At 56.7% G+C, this 13,938-nt stretch carries 15 protein-coding genes; 7 read left to right on the forward strand and 8 right to left on the reverse strand.

Annotation, left to right across the window (positions count from 1 at the left end):
* Nucleotides 1-4: 4 nt before the first annotated feature.
* From RZS32_RS00765 to RZS32_RS00780, 4 genes are all read left to right on the forward strand, one after another.
* Nucleotides 5-565, forward strand: coding sequence for a CvpA family protein (locus tag RZS32_RS00765; protein WP_317055139.1), 561 nt, complete (start codon nt 5-7; stop codon nt 563-565).
* A 113-nt stretch (nt 566-678) separates the two neighbouring features.
* Nucleotides 679-1,719, forward strand: coding sequence for a Hint domain-containing protein (locus RZS32_RS00770; protein WP_317055140.1), 1,041 nt, complete (start codon nt 679-681; stop codon nt 1,717-1,719).
* A gap of 136 nt (nt 1,720-1,855) precedes the next feature.
* A complete protein-coding gene (gene purF, locus RZS32_RS00775) occupies nt 1,856-3,307 on the forward strand; it encodes an amidophosphoribosyltransferase (protein WP_339106913.1) in 1,452 nt (483 codons plus the stop codon).
* A gap of 130 nt (nt 3,308-3,437) precedes the next feature.
* Nucleotides 3,438-3,707, forward strand: a complete 270-nt coding sequence (locus RZS32_RS00780) for a hypothetical protein (RefSeq protein ID WP_317055141.1) — start codon at nt 3,438-3,440, stop codon at nt 3,705-3,707.
* A 143-nt stretch (nt 3,708-3,850) separates the two neighbouring features.
* Here the strand turns inward: RZS32_RS00780 and RZS32_RS00785 are convergent, their stop codons facing one another.
* Both RZS32_RS00785 and RZS32_RS00790 read right to left on the reverse strand, forming a co-directional pair.
* Entirely contained in the window at nt 3,851-4,048 is a 198-nt protein-coding gene (locus RZS32_RS00785) for a Flp family type IVb pilin (protein ID WP_317055142.1), read from the reverse strand.
* 263 nt (nt 4,049-4,311) lie between these two features.
* The gene (locus tag RZS32_RS00790; protein ID WP_317055143.1) at nt 4,312-4,878 is read right to left on the reverse strand and encodes a biotin transporter BioY; all 567 of its coding nucleotides are present in this window, start codon (nt 4,876-4,878) and stop codon (nt 4,312-4,314) included.
* A 110-nt stretch (nt 4,879-4,988) separates the two neighbouring features.
* Here RZS32_RS00790 and RZS32_RS00795 point away from each other — a divergent pair, with 110 nt between their 5' ends.
* Nucleotides 4,989-5,639 (forward strand): SDR family oxidoreductase, encoded by a 651-nt coding sequence (locus tag RZS32_RS00795; RefSeq protein WP_317055144.1) that lies wholly within the window; start codon nt 4,989-4,991, stop codon nt 5,637-5,639.
* Nucleotides 5,640-5,854: 215 nt separating this feature from the next.
* Here RZS32_RS00795 and RZS32_RS00800 read toward each other — a convergent pair whose 3' ends face one another.
* The 5 genes from RZS32_RS00800 to betI form a co-directional block, all read right to left on the reverse strand.
* Complete coding sequence (locus RZS32_RS00800) at nt 5,855-6,091, reverse strand: YdcH family protein (protein ID WP_317055145.1); 237 nt, start codon at nt 6,089-6,091, stop codon at nt 5,855-5,857.
* An 83-nt stretch (nt 6,092-6,174) separates the two neighbouring features.
* Nucleotides 6,175-7,830 (reverse strand): choline dehydrogenase, encoded by a 1,656-nt coding sequence (gene betA / locus RZS32_RS00805; protein WP_317055146.1) that lies wholly within the window; start codon nt 7,828-7,830, stop codon nt 6,175-6,177.
* Entirely contained in the window at nt 7,830-8,477 is a 648-nt protein-coding gene (locus RZS32_RS00810; RefSeq protein ID WP_317055147.1) for a glutathione S-transferase family protein, read from the reverse strand. Before RZS32_RS00810 ends, betA begins: the two co-directional genes overlap by 1 nt.
* Entirely contained in the window at nt 8,477-9,985 is a 1,509-nt protein-coding gene (betC, locus tag RZS32_RS00815; protein ID WP_317055148.1) for a choline-sulfatase, read from the reverse strand. Before betC ends, RZS32_RS00810 begins: the two co-directional genes overlap by 1 nt.
* Nucleotides 9,982-10,569: a transcriptional regulator BetI gene (betI, locus tag RZS32_RS00820; protein ID WP_317055149.1), complete on the reverse strand. Its 588-nt coding sequence runs from the start codon at nt 10,567-10,569 to the stop codon at nt 9,982-9,984. Before betI ends, betC begins: the two co-directional genes overlap by 4 nt.
* A 340-nt stretch (nt 10,570-10,909) precedes the next feature.
* Between betI and RZS32_RS00825 the strand changes: the two genes are divergently transcribed.
* Nucleotides 10,910-12,466: an ABC transporter substrate-binding protein gene (locus tag RZS32_RS00825; RefSeq protein ID WP_317055150.1), complete on the forward strand. Its 1,557-nt coding sequence runs from the start codon at nt 10,910-10,912 to the stop codon at nt 12,464-12,466.
* 358 nt (nt 12,467-12,824) lie between these two features.
* Nucleotides 12,825-12,992 carry a hypothetical protein gene (locus RZS32_RS00830; RefSeq protein ID WP_317055151.1) on the forward strand — a complete coding sequence of 56 codons (168 nt, stop codon included), beginning with the start codon at nt 12,825-12,827 and terminating at the stop codon, nt 12,990-12,992.
* A gap of 8 nt (nt 12,993-13,000) precedes the next feature.
* Here RZS32_RS00830 and RZS32_RS00835 read toward each other — a convergent pair whose 3' ends face one another.
* Nucleotides 13,001-13,906, reverse strand: a complete 906-nt coding sequence (locus RZS32_RS00835) for a DMT family transporter (RefSeq protein WP_317055152.1) — start codon at nt 13,904-13,906, stop codon at nt 13,001-13,003.
* Between the last annotated feature and the right edge of the window lie 32 nt (nt 13,907-13,938).

Consider the following 13,938-nt stretch of genomic DNA (forward strand, 5'->3'; position numbering starts at 1 on the left):
GCTAATGGAAGGCTTTACCATCATTGACGGCATCGTGGTGCTTGTCATCGTGCTATCTGCGCTTTTGGCCTATTCACGCGGCTTTGTGCGCGAATCGCTGGCCATTGCCGGCTGGGTCGTGGCCGCTGTTCTGGCGTTTATCTTTGCCCCGCAAGTGGAACCGTTGGTCAAGGAAATCCCTGTTCTCAGCGATTTGATCGGCGATAACTGCGAACTGTCCATGATCGGCGCCGCAGCCCTTGTTTTTGCCGTGGCTCTGATTGTGTCTTCCCTGATTACTCCACTTTTTTCATCCATTGTGCAGCGCTCTGCCCTGGGTGGATTGGACCAGGGGGCCGGGTTCCTCTTTGGTGTGGCACGCGGCATTCTCCTCGTTGCGATTGCCTATTTCGTCTATGAAACGGTCATCAGCGGCCAGAACATCGAGATTGTCGATGACAGCCGCTCAGCGCGCGTGTTCTCGCAACTTACCGAGAAGATACAAGATGGCGACCCTGAACAAGCTCTGGGATGGGTTACGCAGCAATATGAGCAGCTTGTCAGCGCCTGCGACGAATCCCAGTAAACAATTGAACGACTTCAAATTCGCTTGATGTGTCGCGAAATACCTTTTTCGCGACACATTTTTGAACTCTTGATCTTGCTTATGTGAATTGCACTGCAAGTCCGGAGTTCAAAATGGTTGCCCGCAGTTTCTTTGCCGTAAACAACGACAATCTGGTTGTCGATAGCAGCTCCAATGGAGCGATTGTTGGCAATCCCGTGATCAACAACTCCGACACCCCAGATGGCACAGTGTTCACTTATTCCGCGGGCGGCGGCACCACTGTCACGATTGATGATACAGGCGGCGATCCGGACATTTTTGAAGATGACAACACAGCCGGGCATTCGGTCACAGACGGCGGTGGAATCGTGTCAAATGGAACACCTGTTGAAGCGGAGTCCCTCATTTTCGTGCGGGCACTGGACATCAATGGCGATTTGACCGGCCCAACCATCACAATCACGGTGTTTTCCCAAAATGGCGTCACCGGGGACGTGTGGGGATTTTCTCCCGACATCGAGCTTCAGGATGGCGTCCAGTATGAAAAAACGGGCGGCTCCAACATCGGCAGTTCGTCCTACAACACGTTCATCACCTGTTTTGCGTCCGACACGCGCATTGTAACGCCAGATGGCTGCAAGACCATTGATACGCTTCACATCGGTGATCTGGTTTGGACGATGCAGGACAGTTTTCAGCCTATAAACTGGATTGGCAGAACAGAGGTCACTGCCGAAGGCGCATTTGCGCCCGTCGTCGTGCCTAAGGGCGTGTTTGGCAACACGCGTGATCTTGTTTTGTCGCAAGAACACAGATTGCTCCTGCGCGCACCAGAAGCTGAACTGCTCTTTGGCTACACTGACGTTTTGATCGCCGCAAAGTATCTTTGCGGATTTGAAGGTATACACATCCGGACCGGCGGCACGATCCGCTATGTCCATCTCATGTTCGACCAGCATCAGATTGTTGAAACAGATGGTGTTCTCAGTGAAAGTTTCTTCTTAACACGCCAGGCTCTGACGGGCTTGGAACGCACGCAAACAGAAGAATTGCTGGCACTGTTCCCGTCCTTGGAAGAACACATCGAAGCGTTTGGACACACTGCCGCACGTACATTGAAACGCCACGAGGCCAGCCTTTTGCTGGATCATATGACAAAACGCGCTGCTTGACCCTTGAGGTGAACAATTTGCGTTACGTTATTTCCGCTCTGGATACGTGATAGTTTCGTGACATATGCCCTCAGACACCCTATTTAGTGGGTCCAAGCGTAAAGGGATTCGGAGCTGCCCGTTGTCCGACAAAACCATGCCGCCCTCTCATCCGTTCGATGACGATAAACTGCGCGAAGAATGCGGGATTTTTGGGGTTTACGGCGTCACCGATGCCGCCAATTTCGTAGCCCTTGGTCTGCACGCCCTGCAACACCGCGGACAAGAGGCGGGCGGCATAGTCGCCCATCACCCCGATCACGGTTTCAATTCCGCCCGGCGATTTGGTTATGTGCGCGATAATTTTACCCGCCAATCTTTGATGGAAACCCTGCCTGGACCGCTCTCGATCGGCCATGTGCGCTATTCCACGGCAGGTGGCAAAACGCCTGTGATCCGCGACGTGCAACCGTTCTTTGGCGAATTTGCCATGGGCGGAGCGGCGATTGCGCATAATGGCAATATCACCAATGCCGATGCGCTGCGCAAAGAGCTGGTCGAGCGCGGCTCGATCTTTCAGTCCAATTCCGACAGCGAATGCATCATTCACCTGATGGCCCGCTCATTGCAACGCACGATCCCCGAGCGCATGGAAGACGCCCTGCGTCGGGTCGAAGGCGCATTTTCCATTGTGGCCATGACCCGCAGCAAGCTGATTGGCGTGCGCGATCCGCTGGGCGTGCGCCCCTTGGTGTTGGGGCAAGTCGGCGACGGTTGGGTGCTAAGCTCGGAAACCTGCGCGCTGGATATCATTGGCGCGAAGTATGTCCGCGAGATTGAGCCGGGCGAAATGGTTGTGATCAACGGCAATGGCGTCGAAAGCCACCATCCGTTCCGGCCGCAAAAGCCACGATTCTGCATCTTTGAACATGTCTATTTCTCACGTCCCGACAGCATCATCGGCGGCCAATCCGTTTATGAAACACGGCGGCAGATCGGCATTGAATTGGCCAAGGAAAGCCCCGTTGACGCAGACTTGGTCTGTCCGGTGCCGGATTCGGGCACTCCGGCGGCGATTGGATATAGCCACGAAAGTGGCATTCCTTACGCGATGGGCATCATCCGCAATCAATATATGGGTCGGACATTCATCGAGCCCACCGAGCAGATCCGCAACATGGGCGTGCGGCTCAAGCTCAACGTCAACCGCGCACTGATCGAGGGCAAACGCGTGATCTTGGTCGATGACAGCGTGGTGCGCGGCACCACCAGCCGCAAGATCAAGGAAATGATCCTGGATGCGGGCGCCAAGGAGGTGCATTTCCGCATCGCCTCTCCACCCACCGCCTGGCCCTGTTTTTATGGTGTGGACACGCCCAACCGCGAAAAACTTCTGGCCGCCACCATGTCCGAAGATGAAATGCGGGATCATCTGGCGGTGGACAGCCTCAAATTCATTTCTCTCGACGGGCTTTACCGCGCCGTCGGAGAAGCTAAGGGCCGCGACAAATCCTGTCCGCAATACTGTGACGCCTGCTTCTCAGGTGATTATCCGGTGGAGCCTTCCGATCAGATCGAGAAGGGTTTTGAGCTGAAGGCGGCGGAATAACGTCGTCCTTCGATGCTGCGGCGCGGCAAAAATCCGCCGCACAAACCGCATTCCCCTTTCAGCACCATCAAAACAGGCATACGTGCTCATCCAATCCGCGTCATTGGCGCGCTGTGGAAAAAGAAGCACCATGTCTCGGGACGACACCACCCCCACCCCGCCTGAAACCCTGTCTGCGGCCACGCTGCACGCAGACTACAAGACTGCACGCAATCGCCCTCTTCTGATCGGTACGTTTCTGACACCGGACGACAGCAGTGCCTTGTTGCGCTTGCACGGCCGCGTCAGCAAGGTCACCGTGGGCGACCGGATTGGCCAGGCACAGGTTGCCGCTATTGAGGAAGGTCGTGTTGTTTTGTCCTTGCTCGGATCGACCTATGACCTGCGGCTGCCTGGATAGGATTTGTCATCCATGCCAGGCGCAGCATCATGACCCAAGCTTCGCGCAAGCTTTTAATGGCTGGAACTTTGGGGCTGACACTTTGGGGCTGGAAAAGACGTGACTTCCAACTCTGAACTTACACCAGCACAGACTGTGCGGGATTACAAAAGACCGGTTAAATACGCCACCAACTGCCCCGTCAACGCAGCAACACCGCCTTCGACCCCAGCAAACGCCACAGCGACCAAACCAACAATCAGCGCTGTCAAGACGACCCAATCGACGGTCACGGCACCATCTTCATCTTTGCAGAACGTATTGGGATGGGGTTTTTGGAATAAGAGAATGCTTTTGAGCATATGGACACACCTTTTCACACTGAACCTTTTGCCACTGGGCGACACAGTTCAAAATACAACTAAAGATTGATTTTTTTGTGAGGAATACGGTCAAATTATGACCGGAAGATCAAATGCTACAAATTTGGCTAAAATTCATGGCCGTACTCAATAAGCATCGAAAAACAGAAGCTTTATTGTTCAAAAATGTGAAGATTGGCTCAGAATCCGAAACAAAAACACCGCCTCGAAAGGCGGTGCTCTTGGAACAACTTATAAGAGAATCAGCCTTTGCGCACTTTCAACGCTTGCCAGCCGCCCCAGACCACCATCGCGGCGATCACTGCCTTGATCGCATCGCCCAGCAGGAACGGTGCCATCCAGCCGGACCAAAGCTCAGGAAGAGTTTTGCCAAGGGCCGCTGCGGGCCAGGCCAGACCGGGAATGTAAAGCAAGAGCGAGATCAAAGCGCCGCAGATGGCTGTGGACACCACGCCCTTTGCCAACCCCTTTTCAACGGCAAGACCTGCCAGGAAGGCCATACCGACGAAGCCGTAAAGGAACCCTGCAGTCGGGCCAACAAGCGCGGTAGCGGCCATCCCGTTTGAGAACACCGGGAACCCCATCGCGCCATACGCCAGATAGGTTACAAGCGTCGCAGCGCCAAGGCGCGAGCCAAACGTGAAGCCTACGAGCAGAATGGCCAATCCCTGCAGTGACATCGGCACCGGCCAGCCCACGCTCGCCTGTGCGACAAGCGAGATGAACAGCGCACCACCGAGGACTAGCCCCAACTTGCGGATCAGGCCTTCGTGGCCAAGAATTGCCTTGCTCAGAACAGTGTCTTGCATATCGAGCGTCCTTTCATGTCCCGTGTTTGGGATTTGTTTTTCGCACGGGGCGGGGAAAGTCAAGCGAATGCGCTTGATTTGGGCCTCTGCCTTATGGGATGGGAACGCCCATGACAGATCAGACAGATAGAAAACTTGCCCTTGTCACCGGGGCGTCGCGTGGCCTTGGCGCGGGCTGTGCGCTTGAGCTTGCCAAAACGCATCATGTGGTCGCCGTGGGTCGCACCACTGGTGGTTTGGAAGAGCTGGACGACCAGATCAAAGCGATGGGCGGCGAGGCGACACTCGCGCCGATGGATATCACTGTTGAAGGCGCCATGGCACAGCTTTGCCGCTCGATCTATGACCGCTGGGGCAAGGTCGACACGTGGGTACACACAGCCATTCATGCCGCCCCTTTGGCCCCCACCGCGCATATCGAGATGAAAGACCTCAAAAAGTCGGTCGACATCAACATCACGGCTCTTGCGCGTCTCATTGGATTTGTGACCCCCCTGCTTGGCGAAACCGGACATGCGGTGTTTTTCGATGATCCCCGCGCGGGCGAGAAGTTCTTTGGCAGCTACGGCGCCACAAAAGCCGCACAAATGGCGCTGATCCGCTCTTGGCAAGCCGAGACTGTCAAGATTGGTCCGAGAGTCGATATCCTCAGTCCTGCCCCGATGAACACAGCAACCCGAGCGCGGTTCTTTCCGGGCGAGGATCGAAGCGTTTTGGCACAAGGAAATGACGAGGCCGTACGGCTTTTGTCACAGCTCTGATACGTTTTGCCTTTGGGTATGTCGCAACGCGCCAAGTACCGCTGCGCGATCGCCATCTGCCCATCACTCAGCTCACGTTCGAAAGGTCAACTCGGTTTCAAATCAGCTTTTCACAGAGGTAACGGCGGGCACAGCTTCACGCCATACCCCGTTGTTCAGTGCGATTTAGTTCTTAGTGTCCATGGTCCGCTCATGGCTGCGCCCGAGGTCAAGCCTTACTCCACAAGCATTTGATATATTTCATCCTTCAGACGTGCGCGCTCTCGGCGCATATCCGTCTCGGTTGCTTCAGAAACAGGTGCGACATTGGTTTCTGCACCATGCACTTCACGGTTGACCTTGTGATATTGGTCCATAAGGCGTGCAAAGTGGGCATTCGTGGCTTTGAGCACCTTGATCCGATCTTCGTGATCTGGAAACTCCTCATGCAATTCGTGCGGGGTGTGTGACATCCGGCTCTCCCTTGTCTTCAGTGTCAACACGCCAAGTTTGATCTCATCTCGCTGGTTTTGCCTTGATACGGATCAATCCGCTTTCACCTTTGAGCGGTTTTCCAGTTTGGATGGATCCATGGCTCTGCATTGTCAGCCGGCAGGTGCCGGCCCAGCACGTGGTCGGCCATCTTTTCTCCGACCATGATCGAGGGCGCATTCAGATTGCCGTTTGGAATACGTGGAAAAACCGAGCTGTCAGCGACGCGCAGGCCGCCTACCCCAATCACCCGACCCTCGGGGTCGACAACCGAATGGGCATCATCGGCGCGGCCCATGCGGCAGGTGCCACAGGGATGATAAGCGCTTTCGGCGTGTTCACGAATGAAGCCGTCGATCTCGTCATCGGTTTGCAGCGCTGCACCCGGTTGGATTTCATGCTTGGCGAAGGGCGCAAACGCATCTTGTGCAAAAATCTCGCGCGTCAGCCGAATGCCCCGGCGGAAATCGCGCCAGTCGCTTTCCTTGCTCATATAATTGAATCTGATGACCGGCGCGTCCTCTGGCCGGTTTGAGCGCAGTGTGACGGCCCCACGGCTCTCAGATCGCATCGGGCCGACATGCGCTTGAAACCCATGTCCTTCGGCGGCGGCCTGCCCGTCATAGCGCACAGCAATCGGCAGGAAGTGGAATTGCAGGTCGGGATAATCCACGCCTTTGTCCGAGCGGATAAATCCGCAGGATTCAAACTGGTTCGAGGCCCCCGGCCCGGTTTTGCCCAAAAGCCAGGTCAGACCCACCAGCGCCTTGCCCGGCAGGTTCCAGTATTTATAGAGGCTCACCGGCTGGCTGGCGGCCATCTGGATGTAAACCTCCAGGTGATCTTGCAGGTTTGCCCCAACGCCAGGCCGATCTGCGACCAGGTCTATACCGTGCTCGGCCAAGTGCGCACCCGGACCGATACCCGAAAGCATCAATAATTTCGGGGTGTTAAAGGCCGACGCTGAGAGGATCACTTCGGCGCGGGCATGAATGACCTCGCGTGCGCCTTTGCGGGTGACCTCTACGCCTGTGGCACGCCCATCCTCAAAGATCACACGACCTGCCAGCCCCCGCATGACATCGCATTTGCCGCCCTTCAGCGCGGGTTTGAGATAGGCATTGGCCGCAGACCAGCGCTGGCCCTTATGCACCGTCATCTCGAAGGGGCCAAAGCCCTCTTGCTGCTGACCGTTATAGTCGGACGTGATCTGATACCCGGCTTGCCCGCCTGCCTCGATGAAGGCCCGCGTCAGCGGGTTGGCCATCTCGCCGCGTGTGACATGCAATGGCCCCGAACGCCCACGCCAATCGGGATCGCCGCCATGGCCGCCGTCGGTCCAGTTTTCCTGGCGCTTGAAATAGGGCAGCACGTCGGCAAAGCCCCAGCCATCCGCCCCCTGATCGCGCCAGTGATCAAAGTCGCGCGCATGGCCACGCACATAGACCATGCCGTTGATTGAGGAGGATCCGCCAATGACCTTGCCGCGTGGGGCGGCCAGACGCCGGTTGCCCAAATGCGGCTCAGGCTCGGTGCGGTAGCCCCAGTCATACATGCTCATATTCATCGGATAGCTGAGCGCGCCGGGCATCTGAATGAACGGGCCAGCATCCGTGCCGCCATGCTCAATCACCAGAACCGAACGACCCGCCTCACTGAGGCGGTAAGCCATGGCACAGCCCGCACTGCCCGCACCAACGATGACATAATCCGCTTCCATCACGCGCCCTCCACCCTCAATGGCTCGTATGAAACCATGACATGCTCGCGATATGCGGATCGCTCTGTAAGTCTTTGATAGTACATCTCAACGCGCGGATTTTCTGCGCGCGGAATGTCCATCGTGAACCACCGGAACAGAAGATGCCCGATGACGATATCTGCTGTGGTCAGGTTCTGACCGCAGACAAAAGGCTGATCGCCCAGCTGGGTTGCCAGAATCGACATGTAGGCATCAAAATTTGAGATTGCCGCGGCGAGTTTTCCTGCATCCCGGTTCGCAGCCGCCGTGCGCACGCGCGACCAGAAGATCGGCACGGTGAAATTATTGCACAGCTCGTTCTTGCCCCACTCGGCCCATTTGTCGATACGGGCACGCTCAGACGCATCCTTTGGCCAGAATGCTCCGCCATCATCATAGGTCGCCGCAAGGTATCGCAGGATCGACGCACTCTCCCAGACAACCAGATCGCCATCTTTCAGAACAGGGATTTTGCGGTGTGGGTTCAACGCGCCGAACTCCGGCGTATCAAGCCCGCCATACACATGCCCGTAGTCCAGCCGCTCATGCGGAAGCTGTAGTTCCCCGATAAACCACATGACCAGTTGCACGTTGGAAGAGGTCGTGCGCCCATAGATCGTCAACATCACTCGCCCCTCGGAAATCGTTGATTTTCCTCGACAATATTGAGGTCCATGTGGTTGCGCATGTAGCGCTCCGATGCCTTTTGCAGGGGTTGGTAGTCCCAGGGGTAGTATCCGCCCTGGCGCAGCGCCTCATAGACGACCCAGCGGCGCGCCTGGCTTTCGCGGACTTGAGCGTCAAAGGCGTGCAGATCCCAGCGGTCTTCGGATTTGGCGCGCAGCTGCGTCAAGGTGCCTGCGTGCTCGGGACGGTCCGCAAGATTGGTCAGCTCATGCGGATCAGCCTCCAGATCAAAGAGCTGATCGGGGTCGAGCACGCAGCGGGTGTATTTCCACTTGCCATAGCGCAGCGACACGAGCGGCGCATAAGAGGCCTCGGCGGCATATTCCATGGCCACTGGTGCGTCCCGGGATCCACCCTGTCCCAAATAAACCAGGCTCTCACCGGTGGTCCAAGGCGCGATTTCGTCCATATCCGCACCGGCCAGCGCGCAAAGCGTGGGGCAGACATCAATTGTGCTGACCGGGTCAGTCACAAGCCCCGGTGTCATGTCAGGGGCCGAGATCATCAGCGGCACGCGGGACGAGCCCTCGTAGAAGCACATTTTGAACCACAGGCCCCGTTCCCCCAGCATATCGCCGTGATCGGAGACAAAGAGGATCACGGCCTCTTGTCTTGTGGTTTCCAGCGCCTCCATCACCTCACCGATCTTGTCGTCGAGATAAGAGATATTGGCGAAATAGGCCCGGCGTGAGCGGGTGATATCATCTTCTGTGATGTCGAAATTGCGCCAGTCATTGGCATCAAAAATCCGCTGCGCATGCGGGTCGTGATCCGCATAATCCATCGCCGGAACTTCGGGCACCAGATGCGCGCATCCCTCGTATAAATCCCAGTATTTCTTACGCGCCACATAAGGATCATGCGGGTGTGTGAAGCTGACGGTCAGGCACCAAGGGCGCACGTCCTTGCCACGGGCCAGATCATAGACTTTGCGCGTGGCGTTGTAGGCAACCTCGTCGTCATATTCCATCTGGTTGGAAATCTCGGCCACGCCTGCACCGGTGACAGAGCCCATGTTGTGATACCACCAGTCGATGCGTTCCCCTGGCTTGCGGTAATCCGGCGTCCAGCCGAAATCAGCCGGGTAGATGTCGGTGGTAAGGCGTTCTTCAAAGCCGTGCAACTGATCGGGGCCGACAAAGTGCATCTTGCCGCTCAAACAGGTCTGATAACCTGCTCGACGCAGATGATGCGCATAGGTGGGTATATCGGCGGCAAATTCAGCCGCGTTATCGTAGACCCGGCTACGAGACGGCAAGAGCCCGGACATGAAGCTGGCCCGGCCCGGCGCACAAAGCGGGCTGGCGGTGTAGGCGTTTTGAAAGCGCGTGGACCGTGCAGCGAGTTTTTTCAAGTTGGGCGCGTGCAGCCAATCGGCGGGCCCATCGGGAAACAGCGTCCCATTGAGTTGATCCACCATGAAAATCAGTATGTTAGGCTGTGTCATTGACGCATGTCCGCTGGCAAGGATGTGTCGATGTAATGCAACAGCACCTTGATGGCTTCTTCGCCCGAGAGCGGCGCTTTGTGCAGCGCCTGCCGGATATACAAACCGTCGATCATCGCCGCGAGGCCGCGAGTGAGCGTGCGCGCATCCTTGGGGGCAAGCTGGCGAAAGGCATGATGCAGGTTAGAGCGCAGCCGGTGCTGATAGATATGCAAAAGCCGCCGCGCCTCGTCTGACTTCTGGGCCTGAACGTAAAAATTAAGCCAAGCCGCGACCATCTCGGTGCGGAACTGCGCAGGCGCGAAACTGGCGCGTATGATGGCCTCAATGCGGTCACGGGGCGTCTTGGCCATGATCATCGCACCCCGCACCTCGGCCCCATAGAGCGTCAGGATGTGCCGCATGGCGGCTGCGAAAATCTGTTCTTTGGACCCAAAGTAATGATGCGCCAGCGCGCTCGACATGCCCGCCCGGCGGGCAATCTGGCTTACCGTGACATCAAGTGAGCCTTGCGCGCCAATCTCACTGATTGTCGCCTCGACCAAAGCCGAGCGTCGAATCGGTTCCATCCCTAGCTTCGGCATCAAACCTCCCCCGCAGCTGTATTTTCGCGGTATTGTTTTTTAATTGACTCGTCAACCAATAACCGATTTTCTCCAAGCCGCGACAGCAAAAGCTTGAAATGCGGCACTCGCGGAAAGATGATGGCCGCAGCATTGAGTTTGCCGTTGCATCGTATTGGATGGGGCGTCTAACCTGTGCACGCGTTGAAAAAACGGTCGTCACAGCGCAGGACCGAGGCCTCAAAGAGCCTTGGACAGTAATGTGTGCTGGACGAGACGGGGAATGTGACGGAGTAAATCAAACGAGAACTCAACACAGACGTATCAAAACTATAACGACAAAAAACAGGGAGAACTGAATATGTCGATCATCAAAGGCGGCTTGCTTGACCGCCGTGGATTTCTAAAGACAACCGCCGCAACGGCCATGGCAGCAACTCTGCCATTGGGTGGCGCGGCTTATGCTGCGCCCAAGCGCGGTGGGCATCTTCGGGTTGGGAAAGGCCACGGCCAGACCACCGACACGCTGAACCCGGGCACATGGGAAAACGGCTTCACCATTGGCATGGCCTTTGCCATCCATGGTCGCCTGACCGAAGTGGCGCCAGATGGCTCGTTGCAGCCTGAACTGGCCGAAAGCTGGGAAGCCACCGCAGACGCCAAGACCTGGACCTTCAAGATCCGCGAAGGTGTGACCTTCCACTCGGGCAAACCTTTGACGCCCGAAGACGTGGTCGCCTCGCTGAACTTCCACCGGGGCGAGGATTCAACCTCGGCGGCGGGTCCACTGGTCGCACCGATTGAAAACATGAAGGTCGATGGCGGCAACGTTGTTGTCGAATTGTCAGGCGGCAACGCGGACTTCCCCTTCATTCTGTCGGATTATCACCTGACCATCCACCCGGCAAAAGACGATACCATTGATTGGGAATCCGGCGATGGCTGCGGCAGCTACATCCTGAAGGAGAAAAACTTCGGTGTTAGCATTACAATGGAGCGCAATCCGAACCATTGGCGCGACACTGTTGGGTTCTTTGACAGCATCGAAATGCTGGCGCTTGTGGATCAGAACGCGCGGACAACCGCGTTGGTGTCCGGCGATGTCGATGTGGTTGACCGGGTCGACCTTAAGACAGTGGGCCTTCTGGAGCGTAACGCAAACCTCGCCATCCATTCGGTGGCAGGCACGCAGCACTACACCTTCGCGATGTCCACCAACCAGGCGCCGTTTGACGACAACAATGTGCGTCAGGCCCTGAAATACGCCATCAACCGCGAAGAAATGGTCGAGAAGATCCTCTTCGGCTATGGCTCTGTCGGCAACGATATCCCCGTTGGTCAAGGTCAGCTCTATTACAACACCGAGCTTGAGCAAAAGACCTACGATCCGGACAAGGCCAAATTCTACCTCAAGGAAGCCGGTCTCGACAGCCTTGAGGTCAGCCTCTCGGCAGCGGACGCGGCCTTTGCGGGTGCGGTCGATGCCGGTGTTCTCTTCCAGAACTCGGCCAAGGCGGCCGGTATTGACCTCACTGTCGTGCGGGAGCCAAACGACGGCTACTGGTCAGACGTCTGGATGAAAAAACCATTCTCGGCTGTGTACTGGTCGGGTCGTCCGGTTCAGGATCAGATGTTTGCCACCGCCTACAGCTGTGGCGCGGACTGGAATGACAGCTTCTGGTGCCATGACCGGTTTGAGGCCCTCATGGTTGAGGCTCGGGCTGAACTCGACCCAGCCAAGCGCCAGGAGATGTATTTCGAAATGCAGGACATCGTCTCAAACCAGGGCGGCGTCATTATCCCGATGTTTGCAAACTATGTCTTCGCAACATCCAATAAGCTCAAAACGCCAGAGGCGATGGGCTCGAACTGGGATATGGACGGCGAACGCTGGGCCGAGCGCTGGTCCTTCGCCTAAGTCGCGATCTCAAACACATCAGAACCCCCGAGGCGCGTCCTCGGGGGTTTTTTATTTTCAGGGGCTTATTAAGCGATTCACTATCAGATTGCGTAACTTGCAGTGAGCTCGAAACAATAGAACGATATTCCGCAGATTGGTCACGGATTGAAAAAAGCCAAGCGCTACCAGATCCGAATTGAACGCAACGTCACTTTCAGAAACCTCACCGCAAAATACTGTTTTTATTATTTTTTAAACTTTTGGTGTAGTGAAGGCCCTCAACCTACAACTTGAATGCAAGCACACTTCCCGCGACCTTGGTGTTTCACACACCATCAGATCGGGGGCTCTGCATGGGAGTAAATGGAGATTACGTATGATCCATCTTCTCAATCTGAGCCTTGCTACACCAAGGGCACTCCTTAGTGCTGTTGCCGCGAATGGTGGTGGGCACACATCTGAAAATCATGATGCAGGTTTCGCCAAACAACCTTCGGTCAGCCGCGACGAGCTGCTCATCCTGTTTCACGACAAACTGCGATAGCCCCCGAATTACACCTTTGTCTGGGTGACCGTCGGCGTGATCGCACGGCGCTTTAGGATGGCTTCGCGCCAGCTGATAAAGCTGACGGCGGCCACGATCACCATACCGCCCAGGATGACCCAGGGATCAAACGGTTCGCCGAAGACCACAAGCCCCAGCGCCACAGCCCAGACCAGTTGCAGAAACGACACCGGCTGTGTGATGGCCAGCGGGGCGGCGCGGAAGGCCAGCGTCATTGTGTAATGCCCGCCTGTGGCCAGTGCGGCCACACCGAACAGCACCAAAAGCTCATAAGATGTCGGCGTCACCCAATTGGCAAGCGCAACAGGTGCCAATCCAATCGTCACAGTGATCGAAAGCATCGCCACCACCAGCCCGGGGCTGCACCGTTCTGAGAGCATCTTGGCCAGAAGATAGGAGGCCCCAAAGACAATCGCGGTAAAGATCATCGCCAAATGCCCTGGCCCCACCTCGCGAAACCCGGGGCGCAGAATGATCAGCGCACCTATGAGAGCCACAAAAATGGCCAGCACCCGGCGCAGCGCCAGCTTTTCTCCCAGAAAGATCGCGGCCCCCAGCGTCACGTAGATGGGGGAGAGGTAGTTCATCGCGGTGACATCCGCGATGGGAATGCGCGCCATGGCAAAAAACCAAAGCCCGACGCCTAGGGAATGCGCCACGCCGCGCGCGGCGAAAAGTCCCAGAGTGCCTCGATCCAGCCGCACCCGGCTCAGCGTGCCCAGCATCGGAATAAGAAACACCAACCCAAGCACATAGCGCAGAAACGCCGCCTCAGGGGCCGGAATGCGCGTGCCCAAAAGTTTGACCAGCGCAGTGACACCCACAAACTGCAGCCCGGTCACCACCATCCAGAAGATACCCCACCCGGGCCGTGCATTTTGCTCAGACGTCATGACGGCATTAAGACCCTGTCCACGGCCTTTGT

This window comes from Roseovarius sp. W115 (assembly GCF_032842945.2).
Classification (GTDB): Bacteria; Pseudomonadota; Alphaproteobacteria; order Rhodobacterales; family Rhodobacteraceae; genus Roseovarius; species Roseovarius rhodophyticola.